This is a genomic window from Brevibacterium daeguense, assembly GCF_021729135.1.
Lineage (GTDB): Bacteria > Actinomycetota > Actinomycetes > Actinomycetales > Brevibacteriaceae > Brevibacterium > Brevibacterium daeguense.
In genome coordinates this window covers 412,337-425,966 of the sequence record NZ_JAJTWW010000001.1, presented here as the reverse complement: position 1 = coordinate 425,966, position 13,630 = coordinate 412,337, and the positions used below count along the sequence as shown (strand labels likewise).

The 13,630-nt window shown below is 67.8% G+C and carries 11 protein-coding genes; 5 read left to right on the top strand and 6 right to left on the bottom strand.

Going from position 1 to position 13,630, the window contains the following annotated elements; all coding sequences use genetic code 11:
• Positions 1 to 30: 30 nt before the first annotated feature.
• The 5 genes from LXN01_RS01955 to LXN01_RS01935 all read left to right on the top strand — a co-directional run bounded on the left by LXN01_RS01955 (position 31) and on the right by LXN01_RS01935 (position 6,304).
• Positions 31 to 2,709 (top strand): ATP-dependent RNA helicase, encoded by a 2,679-nt coding sequence (locus LXN01_RS01955; protein ID WP_236862852.1) that lies wholly within the window; start codon positions 31 to 33, stop codon positions 2,707 to 2,709.
• A 265-nt stretch (positions 2,710 to 2,974) separates the two neighbouring features.
• Positions 2,975 to 3,781, top strand: coding sequence for a 3-methyladenine DNA glycosylase (locus LXN01_RS01950; RefSeq protein ID WP_336885215.1), 807 nt, complete (start codon positions 2,975 to 2,977; stop codon positions 3,779 to 3,781).
• A 163-nt stretch (positions 3,782 to 3,944) separates the two neighbouring features.
• Positions 3,945 to 4,232, top strand: coding sequence for a hypothetical protein (locus LXN01_RS01945; RefSeq protein WP_236862851.1), 288 nt, complete (start codon positions 3,945 to 3,947; stop codon positions 4,230 to 4,232).
• A gap of 214 nt (positions 4,233 to 4,446) precedes the next feature.
• Positions 4,447 to 5,481 carry a zinc-dependent alcohol dehydrogenase family protein gene (locus LXN01_RS01940; RefSeq protein WP_236862850.1) on the top strand — a complete coding sequence of 345 codons (1,035 nt, stop codon included), beginning with the start codon at positions 4,447 to 4,449 and terminating at the stop codon, positions 5,479 to 5,481.
• Positions 5,482 to 5,683: 202 nt separating this feature from the next.
• A complete protein-coding gene (locus LXN01_RS01935; RefSeq protein ID WP_236862849.1) occupies positions 5,684 to 6,304 on the top strand; it encodes a hypothetical protein in 621 nt (206 codons plus the stop codon).
• Between the two features lie 278 nt (positions 6,305 to 6,582).
• On the opposite strand, the gene LXN01_RS01930 is transcribed toward LXN01_RS01935, so the two are convergent.
• The 6 genes from LXN01_RS01930 to LXN01_RS01905 form a co-directional block, all read right to left on the bottom strand.
• Entirely contained in the window at positions 6,583 to 7,335 is a 753-nt protein-coding gene (locus LXN01_RS01930; RefSeq protein WP_236862848.1) for a maltokinase N-terminal cap-like domain-containing protein, read from the bottom strand.
• Position 7,336: 1 nt separating this feature from the next.
• A complete protein-coding gene (thyX, locus tag LXN01_RS01925) occupies positions 7,337 to 8,122 on the bottom strand; it encodes an FAD-dependent thymidylate synthase (protein WP_236862847.1) in 786 nt (261 codons plus the stop codon).
• Between the two features lie 140 nt (positions 8,123 to 8,262).
• Positions 8,263 to 9,366, bottom strand: coding sequence for a lipoate-protein ligase small subunit (lplB, locus tag LXN01_RS01920; protein WP_236862846.1), 1,104 nt, complete (start codon positions 9,364 to 9,366; stop codon positions 8,263 to 8,265).
• 61 nt (positions 9,367 to 9,427) lie between these two features.
• Positions 9,428 to 10,924 carry an MFS transporter gene (locus LXN01_RS01915; protein WP_236862845.1) on the bottom strand — a complete coding sequence of 499 codons (1,497 nt, stop codon included), beginning with the start codon at positions 10,922 to 10,924 and terminating at the stop codon, positions 9,428 to 9,430.
• A gap of 362 nt (positions 10,925 to 11,286) precedes the next feature.
• Entirely contained in the window at positions 11,287 to 12,378 is a 1,092-nt protein-coding gene (locus LXN01_RS01910; protein WP_236862844.1) for a branched-chain amino acid aminotransferase, read from the bottom strand.
• A gap of 137 nt (positions 12,379 to 12,515) precedes the next feature.
• The gene (locus LXN01_RS01905) at positions 12,516 to 13,556 is read right to left on the bottom strand and encodes a 3-isopropylmalate dehydrogenase (RefSeq protein WP_236862843.1); all 1,041 of its coding nucleotides are present in this window, start codon (positions 13,554 to 13,556) and stop codon (positions 12,516 to 12,518) included.
• Positions 13,557 to 13,630: the final 74 nt, after the last annotated feature.

Here is a 13,630-nt window from a genome sequence, read left to right as displayed (position 1 = left end):
CTCAGGTCGTGCGATGGCAGACTTGCGACGATGCTGATCTTCGACCTCGATACCCTGTCCGCAGGGCTGCCCGCGGCCGCCGTCCTGCCTGCTCTCGGCGAGCTCGCTGCGGCCGGCCCCGTGCGCGCAGTCGTCGAGGCGCCGCCCGGCACCGGCAAGACGACTCTGGTCCCCCCGGCCCTCGCCAACGCAGCCGGGAAGGGAGCTGACTCCGCGCCACCGCGTCGGGTCATCGTCGCCCAGCCGCGACGGATGGCGGCCCGCTCCGCTGCCCGCCGGCTGGCCTCCCTGAGCGGCACCCGCCTCGGCGAGGAGGTGGGCTACGCGGTGCGCGGCGACCGGAAGTCGGGCCCGCGCACTCGGGTCGAATTCGTCACTCACGGCCTGCTGGTGCGCAGGCTGCTGAGCGATCCCGAGCTCGCCGGCGCCTCGGCAGTCGTCCTCGATGAGGTGCACGAACGCCATCTCGATTCCGATCTTGCGTTCGGGATGCTGCGCGAGCTCGTCGAACTGCGTGAGGACCTGGGGCTCGTGGTGATGTCGGCGACGCTGGATGCCCGCATGTGGGCGCAGCTCCTGGGCGAGCAGGAACCGGCCCCGGTGCTGTCGGTCGCCGCAGTCACCCACGACCTCGAGGTGCGATGGGCTCCACCTGCCCAGCGGCCGCTCGATGCCCGCGCGGTCACTCCACAGTTCCTGGACCACGTGGCCGCTCAGACCGTCCGCGCGACCGCCGAACCCGATTCCGGTGATGTGCTCGTGTTCCTGCCCGGCATGCGCGAGGTCGACCGCGTGGCCGGCGCGGTGCGAACGAAGCTGGATTCAGGGCAGACGGGTTCCGGTTCCGGGCGGCCGGATTCAGGGCGGCCGGCTTCCGGACTGCCGGGCGGGGTCGAGGTGCTCACCCTCACGGGCAGCACCCCGGCGCGGGAGCAGGACAGGATCCTCGGCGCCGGCAGGGCGGCCGTGCCCGGCACCAGGGCGCAGCCCGCGCGCCGGGTGATCGTGGCCACCGCCGTCGCCGAGTCCTCGCTCACCGTGCCCGGCGTGCGCACCGTCGTCGACTCCGGGCTGTCGCGCCAGCCGCGCCTGGACACGGTTCGCGGGATGAGCGGGCTGGTCACGGTGCGGGAGTCGAAGGCCGCCGGCACCCAGCGCGCCGGCCGCGCCGCTCGCGAGGCGCCGGGTCGGGTGATCCGCTGTCTGGCAGAGTCGGACTGGGCCGCGCTGCCCGCGGAGACCCCGCCGGAGGTCACCACTGCCGATCTCACCTCGGCGATGCTGGACCTCGCCTGCTGGGGTGCTCCTCGGGGCGCGGGACTGGCGCTGCCCACTCCCCTGCCGGTGCGCGCCTCCGAACTCGCCGCTGACACACTGCACGGCATCGGCGCACTCGATCAGACCGGTCGGGCCACGGAGCTGGGACTGATGCTTGCCCGGATTCCGGCCGATCCGCGCCTCGGACGCGCTCTCCTGCTGGGCGCGCTGGTGCTCGGCGCTCGGTCCGCCGGCGAGGTGGTCGCGGCCCTGGCGGCAGACCAGCGGGCTCCGCACGGCGACCTCGGCGCTCTGCTCACATCCCTGCGGTCCTCCCGTGATCGCACCTGGGCCGCTGAGGCGGACCGGTTCACCCGGCTGGCAGAGGATACGCTGCGTTCCGGGTCGAGCAGCGGCGGTGGTGGTCTGCAGGCCGCGCCAGGCGCAGAGGGCTTCCGGAATGCAGCGCCGCAGGGATTTCGAACCTCGGAGACGGTCGGAGCGGTGACTGCGCTGGCACGGCCGGATCAGATCGCCCGGCGGAGGCCCGATGCCGCCGACCACTACCTGCTCGCGTCGGGCACCGGGGCACAGCTGCCGCGCGGTTCGGCGCTCGCGGGGCAGGAGTGGCTGGCCGTTGCCGAGGTGGGACTGAGCGGCGGAAACGCAGTGATCCGCGCCGCTGCCCCGATCAGCAGGGAGGTCGCGGAGTTCGCGGCGCAGCCGCTGCGCTCGGAGCACGAGGATGCGTGGTTCGAGGACGGCCGAGTCCGGGCCCGACGGGTCGAGCGCCTCGGCGCCATCGAGCTGAGCTCGACTCCGGCCAAACCCACGAAGTCGGCCCGGGAGACGGCGACGGCGGCAGCGATTGCGCAGTCCGGGCCACGGGACGTGCTGAGGCCCGATGCAGGGTTCGAGGAGCTGCGTCGGCGCCTCGGCTTCATCCATGCGACCGTGGGTCCGCCATGGCCGGATGTGCGCTGGGGGGCGCTGCTCGAGCGCTTCAGCGGACGGCTGAGCGAGGGCGCATCCGAGAGTTGGCTGCAGGAGCTGCTCCCATGGCCGGAGGCTGCGCGTCTGGCGGAGTTGGCCCCGCCCGCGATGCCAGTGCCGAGCGGGCGAAGAATCCGCGTGGACTACCCGGAGCCGGAGGAGCACGTGCAGGCAGGCGGTGGGTCGGAAGCACGCATCGCTCCGCCGGTGCTCGCGGTGAAGCTGCAGGAGTGCTTCGGGATGGCCGAGGGACCTCGGATCTGCGGTGTTCCCGTCGTCATGCATCTGCTGTCCCCTGCCGGACGACCGCTCGCAGTCACCAGCGATCTGGCCTCGTTCTGGAATGGAGCGTATGCGGATGTGCGAGCCGAGAACCGGCGCCGATATGCCAAGCACCCATGGCCGGAGGACCCGTGGAACGCACCCCCGGCACGAGGTACCAAGAAGCAGGGCCGATGACGATTCGGGATTGTGCTGAGCAGGGCCGGTGACGACGAGGCCGGTGATGACGAGCACCGATGGCGCAGCAGGACCGGTGATGACGCAGTCCGCCCGATGCAGCTGCACTGTCTGCCACAATTGAACGGTGCCCAAGCTCACTTCACCTCCTTCGACAGTCATCACCGCCTCGGCCTGGCGCGCGTCCGCCGCCGCCCACGTGGAAGCAGTTGAGGCACGGACTGCGGATCATGTCGCACGTCGATCTCGAGGCCAGCAGCATCCAGTGGAGGACTTTCTCTTCACCTACTACCCGTTCAAACCGGGTCAGCTGGCTGTCTGGCACCCCGGTGCCGGTCGACGGGTGGAACTCCTCACGGATGACGATGCTGCGGTGTTCGATCGACGCTGGTATCGGAGCAGCGAGCGAAGCCGATCCAGCACAGGCGCGAGTGACAGTGAGGCCATCCGATTCGCGGAGGTGGACCTCGATGCGTGGTGGGCCGACCGCGGCGATGGTGCGCAGTTCATTGCCGGCCTGCTGTGGCGGACGATGGAGCGACCGGGCACCTTCGGCTGCTTCGGGATGCACGAGTGGGCGATGGTCTACCGGCAGCGCACGGATGAGCACCGCCACACCCAGGTCCCGCTGCGCCTGACGCAGCGGGCCACCGATGCGGTGGTCGAGTCCCACCGCATCAAGTGCAGCCATTTCGATGCCTATCGGTTCTTCACGCCCCAGGCCCAGCCTCGCAACGAGCTGCGCCCGACCCGCGCCGGGATGCAGGACAACGAACAGCCCGGGTGCCTCCACGCGGGGATGGACCTCTACAAGTGGGCGATGAAGCTCGTCCCTGTGCTTCCTTCCGAGCTCACCCTCGAAGCATTCGATCTGGCTCGCGACATTCGCGTCCTCGACATGGAAGCGTCACCGTACGACCTTCGAGACTGGGGCTATGGGGTGGTCGCTGTCGAGACCGCTGAGGGGAAGGCGGAGTACGTGGAACGCCAGCGGGAGTTCAGCAGGCGAGGACAGCTGCTGCGCGAGCGGATGCTCACCGAGCTCGAGCGGATTCCACACCTGCGGCGGTGACGGTGGAAGTCGACGGCAGTCGGCGGCGGAGCCCGGGCCTTGAGTCAGGTCGCTTTCGGCTCTGCGCTTTCGTCGATAGGCTGGACCGTGATCCGGCAACTCCACTTGCCGGAATCCGAGCGGTCAGGAAGAGTCCGCTGCACGACGACGACGGAGGTCCATCATGTCTGTCTCTGATCCCGGCGAGCGACCGATTGAAACCCCAGGGCTGACCGGCAATAAGAATGAGTTCGACGATTCCCCGGAGAGCCGCGCAGCCGTCGATGCTGGAATGAATCAGCAGCAGGACGCCGAGCTTGCGGAAGCAGCCGACGGAGAGGCCGAGGCCTATCAATCCGATCCGAGGATCTTCGGTTCGCCCGAAGCCGCACCCGGTGTCAGGGTCGATGCTGATGAAGCTCAAGCCGACGACGCGAAGAACGTGGCCGAGTCCATCCGCGACGAGGACTGAAGCAAACGCTGGATGGTGGTCAGGAGCTCTGGCGATCGCCTCCGGGTACTGGCCCTCCTTGGCTGGTGTCCGGCTCAACCACGGCGACCTTGCCCAGCCCGCTCGAACCGGCCTATGCCCCCTCACTCACGAGACCCACGCAGTCCCGCGTCACCCTTTGCTCCTGCTGCCGTCTGCGCACCACCGAGTCCTTGCGGAGCCATACGATGTCCCCATGCGTGCTGTCTACTTCGAGAAGTTCCGAACCGAACCCATCATCGCCAAGCTTCCTGACCCGTCGGCTCCCGCCGACGGCGTCGTCATCGACGTCGAAGCCACCGGTCTGTGTCGAAGCGACTGGCATGCCTGGTCCGGGCACGACGACACGGTTCAGCTCCCCCACGTGCCGGGTCACGAGCTTGTCGGGACCATCGCGGACCTCGGATCCGACGTCGAGAACTGGCACGTCGGCCAGCGCGTCACCACTCCTTTTGTGGGTGGCTGCGGCTCGTGCGAGTGGTGCTCCTCCGGCAACGCTCAGGTGTGTCCCGACCAGACCCAGCCAGGCTTCACCCATTTCGGCTCCTGGGCGGACAAGGTCGTCGTCCGGCATGCCGATCTCAACCTGGTTGAACTGCCGGAGGATCTGCCTGCTGAAGCCGCCTTCAGCCTCGGCTGCCGGTTCGCCACGTCGTTTCGCGGCCTGAAGCACCGGGCGAAGGTGCGCGACGGCGAACTTGTCGCCGTCTTCGGATGCGGCGGCGTCGGCCTCTCCGCCGTCATGATCGCTCGTGCGCTCGGAGCCCGGGTCGTCGCCGTCGACATCAACGATGACGCTCTCGATCTGGCACAGCAGCACGGCGCCGAGGCGACAGTCAACTCGCGTGAGCTGGCGCCTGACCGAGTGGCCACTGCTGTGATCGACGCTGTCGGTGAAGCACCCGCAGTGACCGTCGAAGCACTCGGGCTTCAGGACACCATGAACGCCGCTCTGCGTTCTCTGGCCCCGCTCGGCCGACACGTCCAGATCGGACTCCTCGCCGAACCCCCGGTCACGGCAGTGCCTCGCATCATCGCGCTCGAGCTGTCGTTCCTCGGGACCCACGGAATGGCCGCAGCCGACTACCCCGAGCTCGTCGATCTCGTCCGCAGCGGAGCGCTCCGCCCGCAGGACCTGGTCACTCGATCCATCTCCCTCGATGAGGTCCCTGCCTCGCTCCTGGAAATGGACTCGGGAACCCGGCCAGGCATGACCCTGATCCGACCTTAGACAGGTGCTCCCGCACTCTCCGCAGGGAGTGTCGTCCGCCTCCGCGAGGGACAGTCCCCTGCGACCAGTCATCCCATCGAAGACTTCTTTCTCCTCGCCGACCGATGTCCTTCTCCGTCCTCCTCGATAAATGTAAGGTTCCTTGTGAGAGGGGTACCACAGGAGTCCCATCTGTCCATTGCATCCCATAAGGAGAAGATTCATGGATACCCAGACCATCATGTGGATCGTCATCGCGGCGATCGTCATCCTGGCCATCATCGTCGTCATCGTGATTGCCATGAAGCGCTCCCGAGGCAAGGCGGAGCGCGAACGCGCCGAGCAGCTCCGGCGCGACGAGGAGAACCGTCGGCGCGCCGCTGAGCTGCGCTCGGAAACCGAAGAGGCCGATATCGGCGTCCGTCAGCGTGAGCTCGAAGCCGAGAAGCGCAGGCTCGACGCGGAGCGGGCACGGGTCGAAGCCGACCGCAAGGACAGCGAGATCGCACGGGAGCGGGAGCAGCTCGAGGCCGAGCGGGCCCGCCTTCAGGAGCAGAGGGCAGAAGCGGATCGTCTCGATCCGGATGTCAATCGATCCGGTGGCGCAGGACACGGTGGCACAGCCCCGGGGCAGCGTTCCCCTGCGCAGGGCGCGCCGGCCCAGGGTACTCCCGCTCAGGGCACGCCGACGCACGGTGCACATGACCCGGGCTCGACTGCCGCAGGACCGGGACCGGACCAGCAGATCTTCGGCGACGGTCGCGCTGGTGATCCGCGACAGGATCACACCGGCCCGCAGCAGCCGCCCTTAAACGGCGACCCGAACCAGACTCCGCGGCACTGATCCACTCCGCGGCACTGATTGACTCCGCGGCACTGATCCACTCAGCCGCACTGACCGGCTGAGTGACAGCCCCAGTGCCAGCGAGCGGAGGAAGCAGGCCTCGAACGATCAGCGGACCCCGAGCATCTGCTCGGGGTCCGCTTCATTCACATCACTCGCCGAATCAGTTCCGCAACCGACTCACTGCCCTTACCCACTCGTCGGCGCTCAACGGCACTCAACGGCCTCACGAAGGTGCCTCACGGAGGCGCCGCGCTCAGTGAACGCGCTCGGCGCACTCACTGGCCGCCGGCACCGACCCGCCGGATCCTCAGGAGCTCAACCGGGGAATCCTGACCCTCCCACGTCCCCTCCAGCACGCCGACCACGTCACCATCTCCGGCACTCCCCTGGGCGCCGGTCTCAGCAAGTGGGAATCGCACAACGTCGATCGCGAAGCCGCCGACGACGGTGCTCGTGACACCCACAGCTGTCCGCGGACCTGCTGTCCGCGAACCAGAGGAATCCGGACCAGCGCCTGCGCCTCCGGCAAGTGCTTCCGCTCCCCGGTCCGCAAGCTCAGCGCTCACAGTCACCAGGTCCGCAGCTGCTCCCGCGTCCCGGAGCACGCCCAGGACCGAAGCGATCTCGGTCCTCTCGATATCCCCGTCGTCGGTTCGCACGAACTCTCGCGCATTGGGCCCCTCGACCGCCACGGTGCGGAGCGCCTCCGAGATGAATATGGGGTCGACAGTCGCGTCGTACACCCACCGCCGGCCGAGCACGGAGTGATCCATCTCGGTGACCAGGTGCGACTCCGCACCCTCCAGCGCGGCGCCTCGGTAGCTCAGCGGCACCTGGATCAGCGCACCTTCCACGGTGACGAGGTGCACCTCGATGCCGACCTCGCCGGAAGGATCGTCGAAGCGAAAGCTCGAGGCGCCTTCCGCCTCGGCGCCGGGGTCCACCGAGGTCCACGATTGGTTCGGGAGCCATCCGGCGATCGCCTGAAGCTTGCCCGGGTTCAGCTGTGCGTCGTAGAGCAGCGCCATATCATGCCTTTCGGGTACCGGGGAGCCACGCGCCGTCCTCGACCGAGTAGTCGGCGAAGATGGCGGGAGCCTCCGCCTTCATGATCTCGGCGATCTTGCCGAAGACCAGTCGGATCTCTTCCTCCGCACCGGGAGCGGTGCGCATCTCGATCACGTGCCGCAGCGACCGAAGGTTCGCGGTGTAGACGATTCCGGTGCCCAGTCCCTCCGGGGCGAAGCGGCGCATGAACGAGGTCATGTGCTTCTTGTGGCTGAAATTCACGCCCTCCTCATCGAGGCCGAAGTGCTCCGCCAGCCATTTCTGGTGCTCCTCGAGGGTGTCGAGCACCGCAAGGCAGCGGCTCATGAGCTCCTCGTCCTCGCGTGCCCAGTCCGGGAACCAGAACGGGACCTCCTCCAGCCGGACATATCGCAGCGACTCCTGCGAGTATGCGCAGCCGGCGCGGTGGCGCACCAGCTCATGGGTCAGCACCCGGGACACGTTGTGCAGCACGAAGGTGTAGTTGGCGTGCTCGAGCACCGAACCGTGCTGGGAGGAGATGACGTTGCCCAGATAGGCTGCGGAGTCCGTGCGCACCCGGGACACATTCGGGTTCAGGCCCGGCTCCCAGGAGCGGTAGCACATCCGACCGGCGAACTCGACGAGGTCCTCCCCGTCCGGACTGTCCGCGGGTTCGACCCGGTCTGCCCAGGTCTCGCCCCCGACCTCGCCCAGGTACTTCTTCATGGCGTCCCAGTTGATCGACGGACGGGCCAGGAGTTCGACGGTGGGTTCTACGTGGCGCACGGCTCTCCTCGGGTGGGCATTTCAGATCATCGCACAGCCTAGTCGGATTTGCTGTGCTCACGGGGTTCAGAAGGGTTCGGGCGGCGTGGAGACGTTCGGGCTCTGCTGACAGATGCAGATCCAGACAGCCGGATCGCGACTCACGGCACCCGCATCGTCCATGTCTCCATGCCGAATTTCGCGGCGACGAGCGCCTCGGCCTTCGCGAACTCGTCCGCCGTGATCTCGCCGGCCGTGGCGCCGTAGCGAGCCGTGAAGGTGTCGATCATCGTCGCGATGATCTCCTCCCTGCTCGACCCGGTCTGCCGCCGCAGCGGGTCGACCCGCTTCTTGGCGCTGCGCACGCCCTTGTCGGAGATCTTCGCCTCGCCGATGCGGAGCACCTCGACCATCTTGTCGGCGTCGATGTCGTAGCTCATGGTGACGTGGTGGAGCACCGTGCCCGAGGTGAGGCGCCGCTGGGCGGCCCCGCCGATCTTGCCGTCGCTGGAGGTGATGTCGTTGATGGGGACGTACCACGCGTCGACACCCTGCTCCGACAGCGCCGCGATCACCCACCGATCGAGGAACGCGTAGGACTCCGCGTAGTCCAGGCCGGCGATGAGGGAATCGGGCACGTACAACGAATACGTGATGCAGTTGCCTCCCTCCATGAACATCGCACCCCCGCCGGAGATCCGGCGGACGACGTCGATGCCATGCTTCTCCACGCCCTCGTGGCGGATCTCGTTCGCATAGGACTGGAACGAGCCGATCACGGTCGCCTTGTCGTCCCACTCCCAGATCCGCAGAGTCGGCTGCCGCCGCCCCGCGTCGACCTCCTTGAGGAGGACCTCATCGAGGGCGACATTCATCCTCGTCGGCAGGGTGGGCCCGTGGATGATCTGCCAGTCGAAGTCCGAGAAGTCCGACGCCCGGCTGACTGCTCGCCGCACCACCGTCGCGATGTCGGAGGTGGTGAAGCCGTGCATCTGCAGGGTGTCGCCGAAGGGAGACAGCGCCTCGTCCAGCCGGCGCACCAGCTCTGCGCTGGTCTCGGCGATCGAGGCGCCGACGAGCGCCGGGGCGATCTCGAAGAATGCGTCCTCGGGCTCGAGGAAGAAGTCTCCGGAGATCTTGGCATCGGTGACGGCTCGGCCGTCGGTGGCGACATCGGCGACGACGAGCTTGCCGCCGGTGACCTTGTGCTCCGCGTGGTGCCACTCCACCTGGTCGGTCGCTGTCTCGTGAGATCGGGAAGTCATAACATCAAAGCTACATGCCGGACCGCGCCGGAGGGAGCCGGACGGCTCGCGCCGGATCGCGTCAGTCGAGCTCTACGCCGGTGGTCTCCCGGGTGGTGACTGCCATGACCAGGACAGCCACGAGCACCAGTGCGCCGGTCAGGGCGAAGGTCCACGTCAATCCCAGCAGCGGCCACATCACCGATCCGAACACCACCGGAGCGATGCCGGTCGCCACCCGCGAGGCGGCAGAGGCCCAGCCGAATCCCGAACCTCTCAGCCGTGTCGGGTAGAGCTCCGACACGTAGGTGTACAGGGCTGGAATCGCCATCTGGATGAGGAATCCGAAGGCCAGAATGCAGAACTTGGCTCCGGCGGTCAGTTCTGCTCCGGAGGACTCGAGCACGATTGCGAAGCCGACGATCGCGAGTGCCGCGAGCACCGACGAGGCGCCGAGCATCCATTTTCGTCCCGTGTACTCGACGAGCAGAGCGCAGAGCACCACGCCTGCGATGCCGATCGCCGTCATCTGACCGGTGACGAGGAAGGCAGCCTGATCGCCGAGCCCCTGCTCGCGCAGGATCTTCGGCAGCCAGGTCAGCGCCGCGTAGTACAGGAGCAGGACCGACACGAAGAGCAGCCAGGCGGTGAGGGTGGTGCGGGTGGAGAACCGCCACAGTTCCGCGATCTGGCCCGTGGCAGCCGAGAGCCGCCCCAGCAGTCCTCCGCGCTGCCCTCCCGCGCGCTGCGTTGCCGGCGGCACGCCGTCACCGGACGGAGCGGCGTCACCGATCGGGGCGGTGCCACCGGACGGGGCGGTGCCACCGGACGGAGCGGCTCCCGCTGCCGGTCCCAGCCCGTCATAGGTCCAATCGGTGCTGTCGGACCCGGTGCGGCGGACCAGGTCACCGAGGATCTTGTCGGCCTCCTCGTACCGGCCGGCAGAGATCAGGTACATCGGCGACTCCGGGATGAAGAGCCGCACGAAGAACACGAGGAGGGCCGGCAGGACCATCACGAGCATGATCAGGCGCCAGTCACCGAAGCCCAGCAGCCACGCGGATACGAAGGCACACAGCGTCGCGCCGATCGGCCACCAGCCGTCCATCGCGGTGAGCACACGACCCCGGTGCTTGGCGGGAGTGAATTCGCCGACCAGCGCGTAGTCGACGGGGATGCAGCCGCCCAGGCCGAAGCCGGCGAAGAAGCGGAAGAGGCAGAACAGTGCGATGTTGGGCGCGAACGCGCCGAGGACGGTGAAGATCGAGAAGACGAGCAGCGTGAGGCTGAAGGCGCTCTTGCGGCCGACGCGGTCGGCGACGCCGCCCCACACGAACGCACCGACTGCCATCCCGATGAGGTTGGCGGTGGCGATCCACGCAGCCTGGCCCACGCTGAGGTTCCATTCGTCGCTCAGCAGCGGGATGAGGAAGCCGTTGAGCGCGACGTCCCAGGCGTCGAACATGAAGCCGAGGCCTCCGATGAGGAAGATCGCACCCTGAGTGCGCCATTTCCAGGGCAGCAGGGCGACGACTTCGTCGGCCCGAAGCGCGGTGGTCCGCGTCGTTGTCTGTGACATGGAACAGGATTATCCTCTTTTACGCGGAAGTGCGCAAATGCCGGAGTCACGGCGCTGAGCGGAGCCCGATGCCTGCTTCGCCCACAGGGCCCGTGCGAGTCCGATCGATGATCCGGGCGGGGCCCGAGGCGGGATCCGGGCAGGAACTCCCGCACCGAGGGCGCTGTCTCCAGAAAGGCGAAAGGGCCGGGTCGGGCGGGGAGTTCCCCGCCGGACCCGGCCCTGCAGCACCTGGCCGAACAGCCACCTGGCCGACCGGGCCAGGCGCGAGGCCGACCGGACCAGGCGCGAGGCCGACCGGACCAACCGCGAGGCCGACCGGACCAACCGCCAGTCAGACCAACCACCAGTCGGACCAGCCGTCAGGCCAGTCGGACCATCCAGTTGTTGATGTCCGCGGTGCGTCCGTACTGGATGTCGAGCAGCGTCGTGCGCAGCTTCATCGAGTATTCGCCGGGCTGATCACCGTGATCGATGGTGAAGTCCTCGCTCACGAGCCTGCCGATCGGGGTGATGACCGCGGCGGTGCCGCAGGCGAACGCCTCGGTGATCTCGCCGGAGGCGGCACCCTCGCGCCACTCCTCGATCGGGATCCGGCGCTCCTCGGGCTCGAGTCCGAGCTGCGGCGCGAGTTCGAGCAGCGACCTGCGGGTGACACCGTCGAGGATCGAGTCGCCGAGCTCCGGTGTGAGGAGCTTGCCCTCACGGGTGACGAGCATGAGATTCATGCCGCCGAGCTCCTCGATGTACTTGTCCTCGGCCGCGTCCGTGAAGAGGACCTGTGCACAGCCCTTGGCGGCGGCTTGCTCGCCGGCCGCCAGGGAGGCAGCGTAGTTGCCGCCGGCCTTGGCGAATCCGGTGCCGCCGTGACTGGCGCGCTTGTAGTTCTGGGAGAGCCAGATCGAGACCGGCTCGACGCCGCCGGGGAAGTACGCTCCGGCAGGAGAGGCGATGACATAGTAGTCGACCTCGTGGCTGGCCCGCACGCCGAGGAAGGTCTCCGAGGCGATCATGAATGGGCGCAGGTAGAGGCTGACCTCGTCCGCCGCGGAGGCGGGCGTCGGGACCCATTCGACGTCCTGCTCCACCAGCGCGCGCAGCGAACCGACGAAGTCCTCTTCGCTGATCTCCGGCAGCGCCAGCCGTGCAGCCGAGATGTTGATGCGTGCGGCGTTCTTCTGCGGCCGGAAGGTCCACACCGAGCCATCGGCGTGACGATAGGCCTTGAGCCCCTCGAAGATCTCCTGGGCGTAGTGGAAGACCGCGGCGGCGGGGTCGAGCACGATCTTGCCGTAAGGCCTGACCGAATGCGCGTGCCAGCCCTGTTCCCGCGTGTAGCGCACGTGCGCCATGTGGTCGGTGAAGTGGTTTCCGAAGCCGGGGTCAGCCTTGATCGCCTCCCGCACGTTCTCGGCGGTCGGCTGCGCATTCTTCAGAAGCTGGAATTCAGTCATCAGGCAAATGTCTTTTCTACGATGAATGTCGTGTGCTGGGCCACAGACTAGCGTACCGCCCACTATGCGGACGGCAGGACCGGGAATGCGGCCGCCGTGTATGGAGCCGGCCGCGAGCGACGCGGCCGGCCGAGTGCTCAGCCGATGCGAGCGGCGATCGCGTCCCCCACCTCGGCCGTGGAGCGCTTTGTGTCCCCGCGCTCGGCGAGATCCGCCTCGACCGCGGTCTGGATCGACTTCGCGACCACGCCCAGCCCGAGGGATTCGGCCATCAGCGCGGCGGAGAGGATGGTGGCGGTCGGGTCGGCGATCCCCTGGCCGGCGATGTCCGGGGCGGAGCCGTGGATCGGCTCGAACAGGCTCGGCGCCGTGCCCTCGACGTTGAGGTTCGCCGAGGCGGCCAGTCCGATCCCGCCGGTGACCGCGGCCGCCAGGTCGGTGAGGATATCGCCGAACAGGTTATCGGTGACGATGACGTCGTAGCGACTCGGGTCGGTGACCATGTAGATCGTGCACGCGTCCGTGTGCTCGTAGTTGACCGCGACCTCGGGGAATTCCGGGCTCACGTGCTCGACGACGCGGCGCCACAGGTGACCGGCATGGACCATCACGTTGTGCTTGTGGACATAGGTGAGCTTCTGGCGGCGGGCCCTGGCCTTCTCGAACGCGAAGCGCACCGTCCGCTCGATGCCGTACCAGGTGTTCACGGACACCTCGGTGGCCACCTCGTTCGGGGTGTCGGTGCGCAGGCTGCCGCCCTGCCCGGTGTATGAGCCCTCGGTGCCCTCGCGGACCACGATGAAGTCGATCTCGCCGGGATCGGCCAGCGGCGACGTCGCACCGGCGAAGAACTTCGACGGCCGCATGTTCACCGCGTGCTCCAGGCCGAAGCGCATCTTCAGGATGATTCCGCGTTCCAGCACTCCGGACGGAACACTGGGATCGCCGCAGGCGCCGAAGTAGATGGCGTCGAAGCCCCGCAGCTCCTCGAGCTCCGCATCGGTGAGGGTTTCGCCCGTCTCGTGCCAGCGGCGCGCGGAGGCCTCGAAGGTCTTCGCATCAAGCTCGATCGGCTCGCCGCTGACCTCGATGGCGCGCCTGAGGACCTTGAGGCCTTCGGGAATGACTTCGGTTCCAATGCCGTCGCCGGGCATCACGGCGATCCTGTGAGTCGTCATGGCGTGATTCTACGGTTCTGTCTCAGATTCCGAGGTCGCCGTATCGAAATGCGGAATGGTCCCATCCTCATCCT

Excerpts from the sequence above, each read along its gene's own strand:
- LXN01_RS01955 (WP_236862852.1), top strand. The coding sequence starts at position 31 with ATGCTGATCTTCGACCTCGATACCCTGTCCGCAGGGCTGCCCGCGGCC.
- LXN01_RS01945 (WP_236862851.1), top strand. The coding sequence starts at position 3,945 with ATGTCTGTCTCTGATCCCGGCGAGCGACCGATTGAAACCCCAGGGCTG.
- LXN01_RS01940 (WP_236862850.1), top strand. The coding sequence starts at position 4,447 with ATGCGTGCTGTCTACTTCGAGAAGTTCCGAACCGAACCCATCATCGCC.
- LXN01_RS01935 (WP_236862849.1), top strand. The coding sequence starts at position 5,684 with ATGGATACCCAGACCATCATGTGGATCGTCATCGCGGCGATCGTCATC.
- LXN01_RS01930 (WP_236862848.1), bottom strand. The coding sequence starts at position 7,335 with ATGGCGCTGCTCTACGACGCACAGCTGAACCCGGGCAAGCTTCAGGCG.
- lplB (WP_236862846.1), bottom strand. The coding sequence starts at position 9,366 with ATGACTTCCCGATCTCACGAGACAGCGACCGACCAGGTGGAGTGGCAC.
- LXN01_RS01915 (WP_236862845.1), bottom strand. The coding sequence starts at position 10,924 with ATGTCACAGACAACGACGCGGACCACCGCGCTTCGGGCCGACGAAGTC.
- LXN01_RS01910 (WP_236862844.1), bottom strand. The coding sequence starts at position 12,378 with ATGACTGAATTCCAGCTTCTGAAGAATGCGCAGCCGACCGCCGAGAAC.
- LXN01_RS01905 (WP_236862843.1), bottom strand. The coding sequence starts at position 13,556 with ATGACGACTCACAGGATCGCCGTGATGCCCGGCGACGGCATTGGAACC.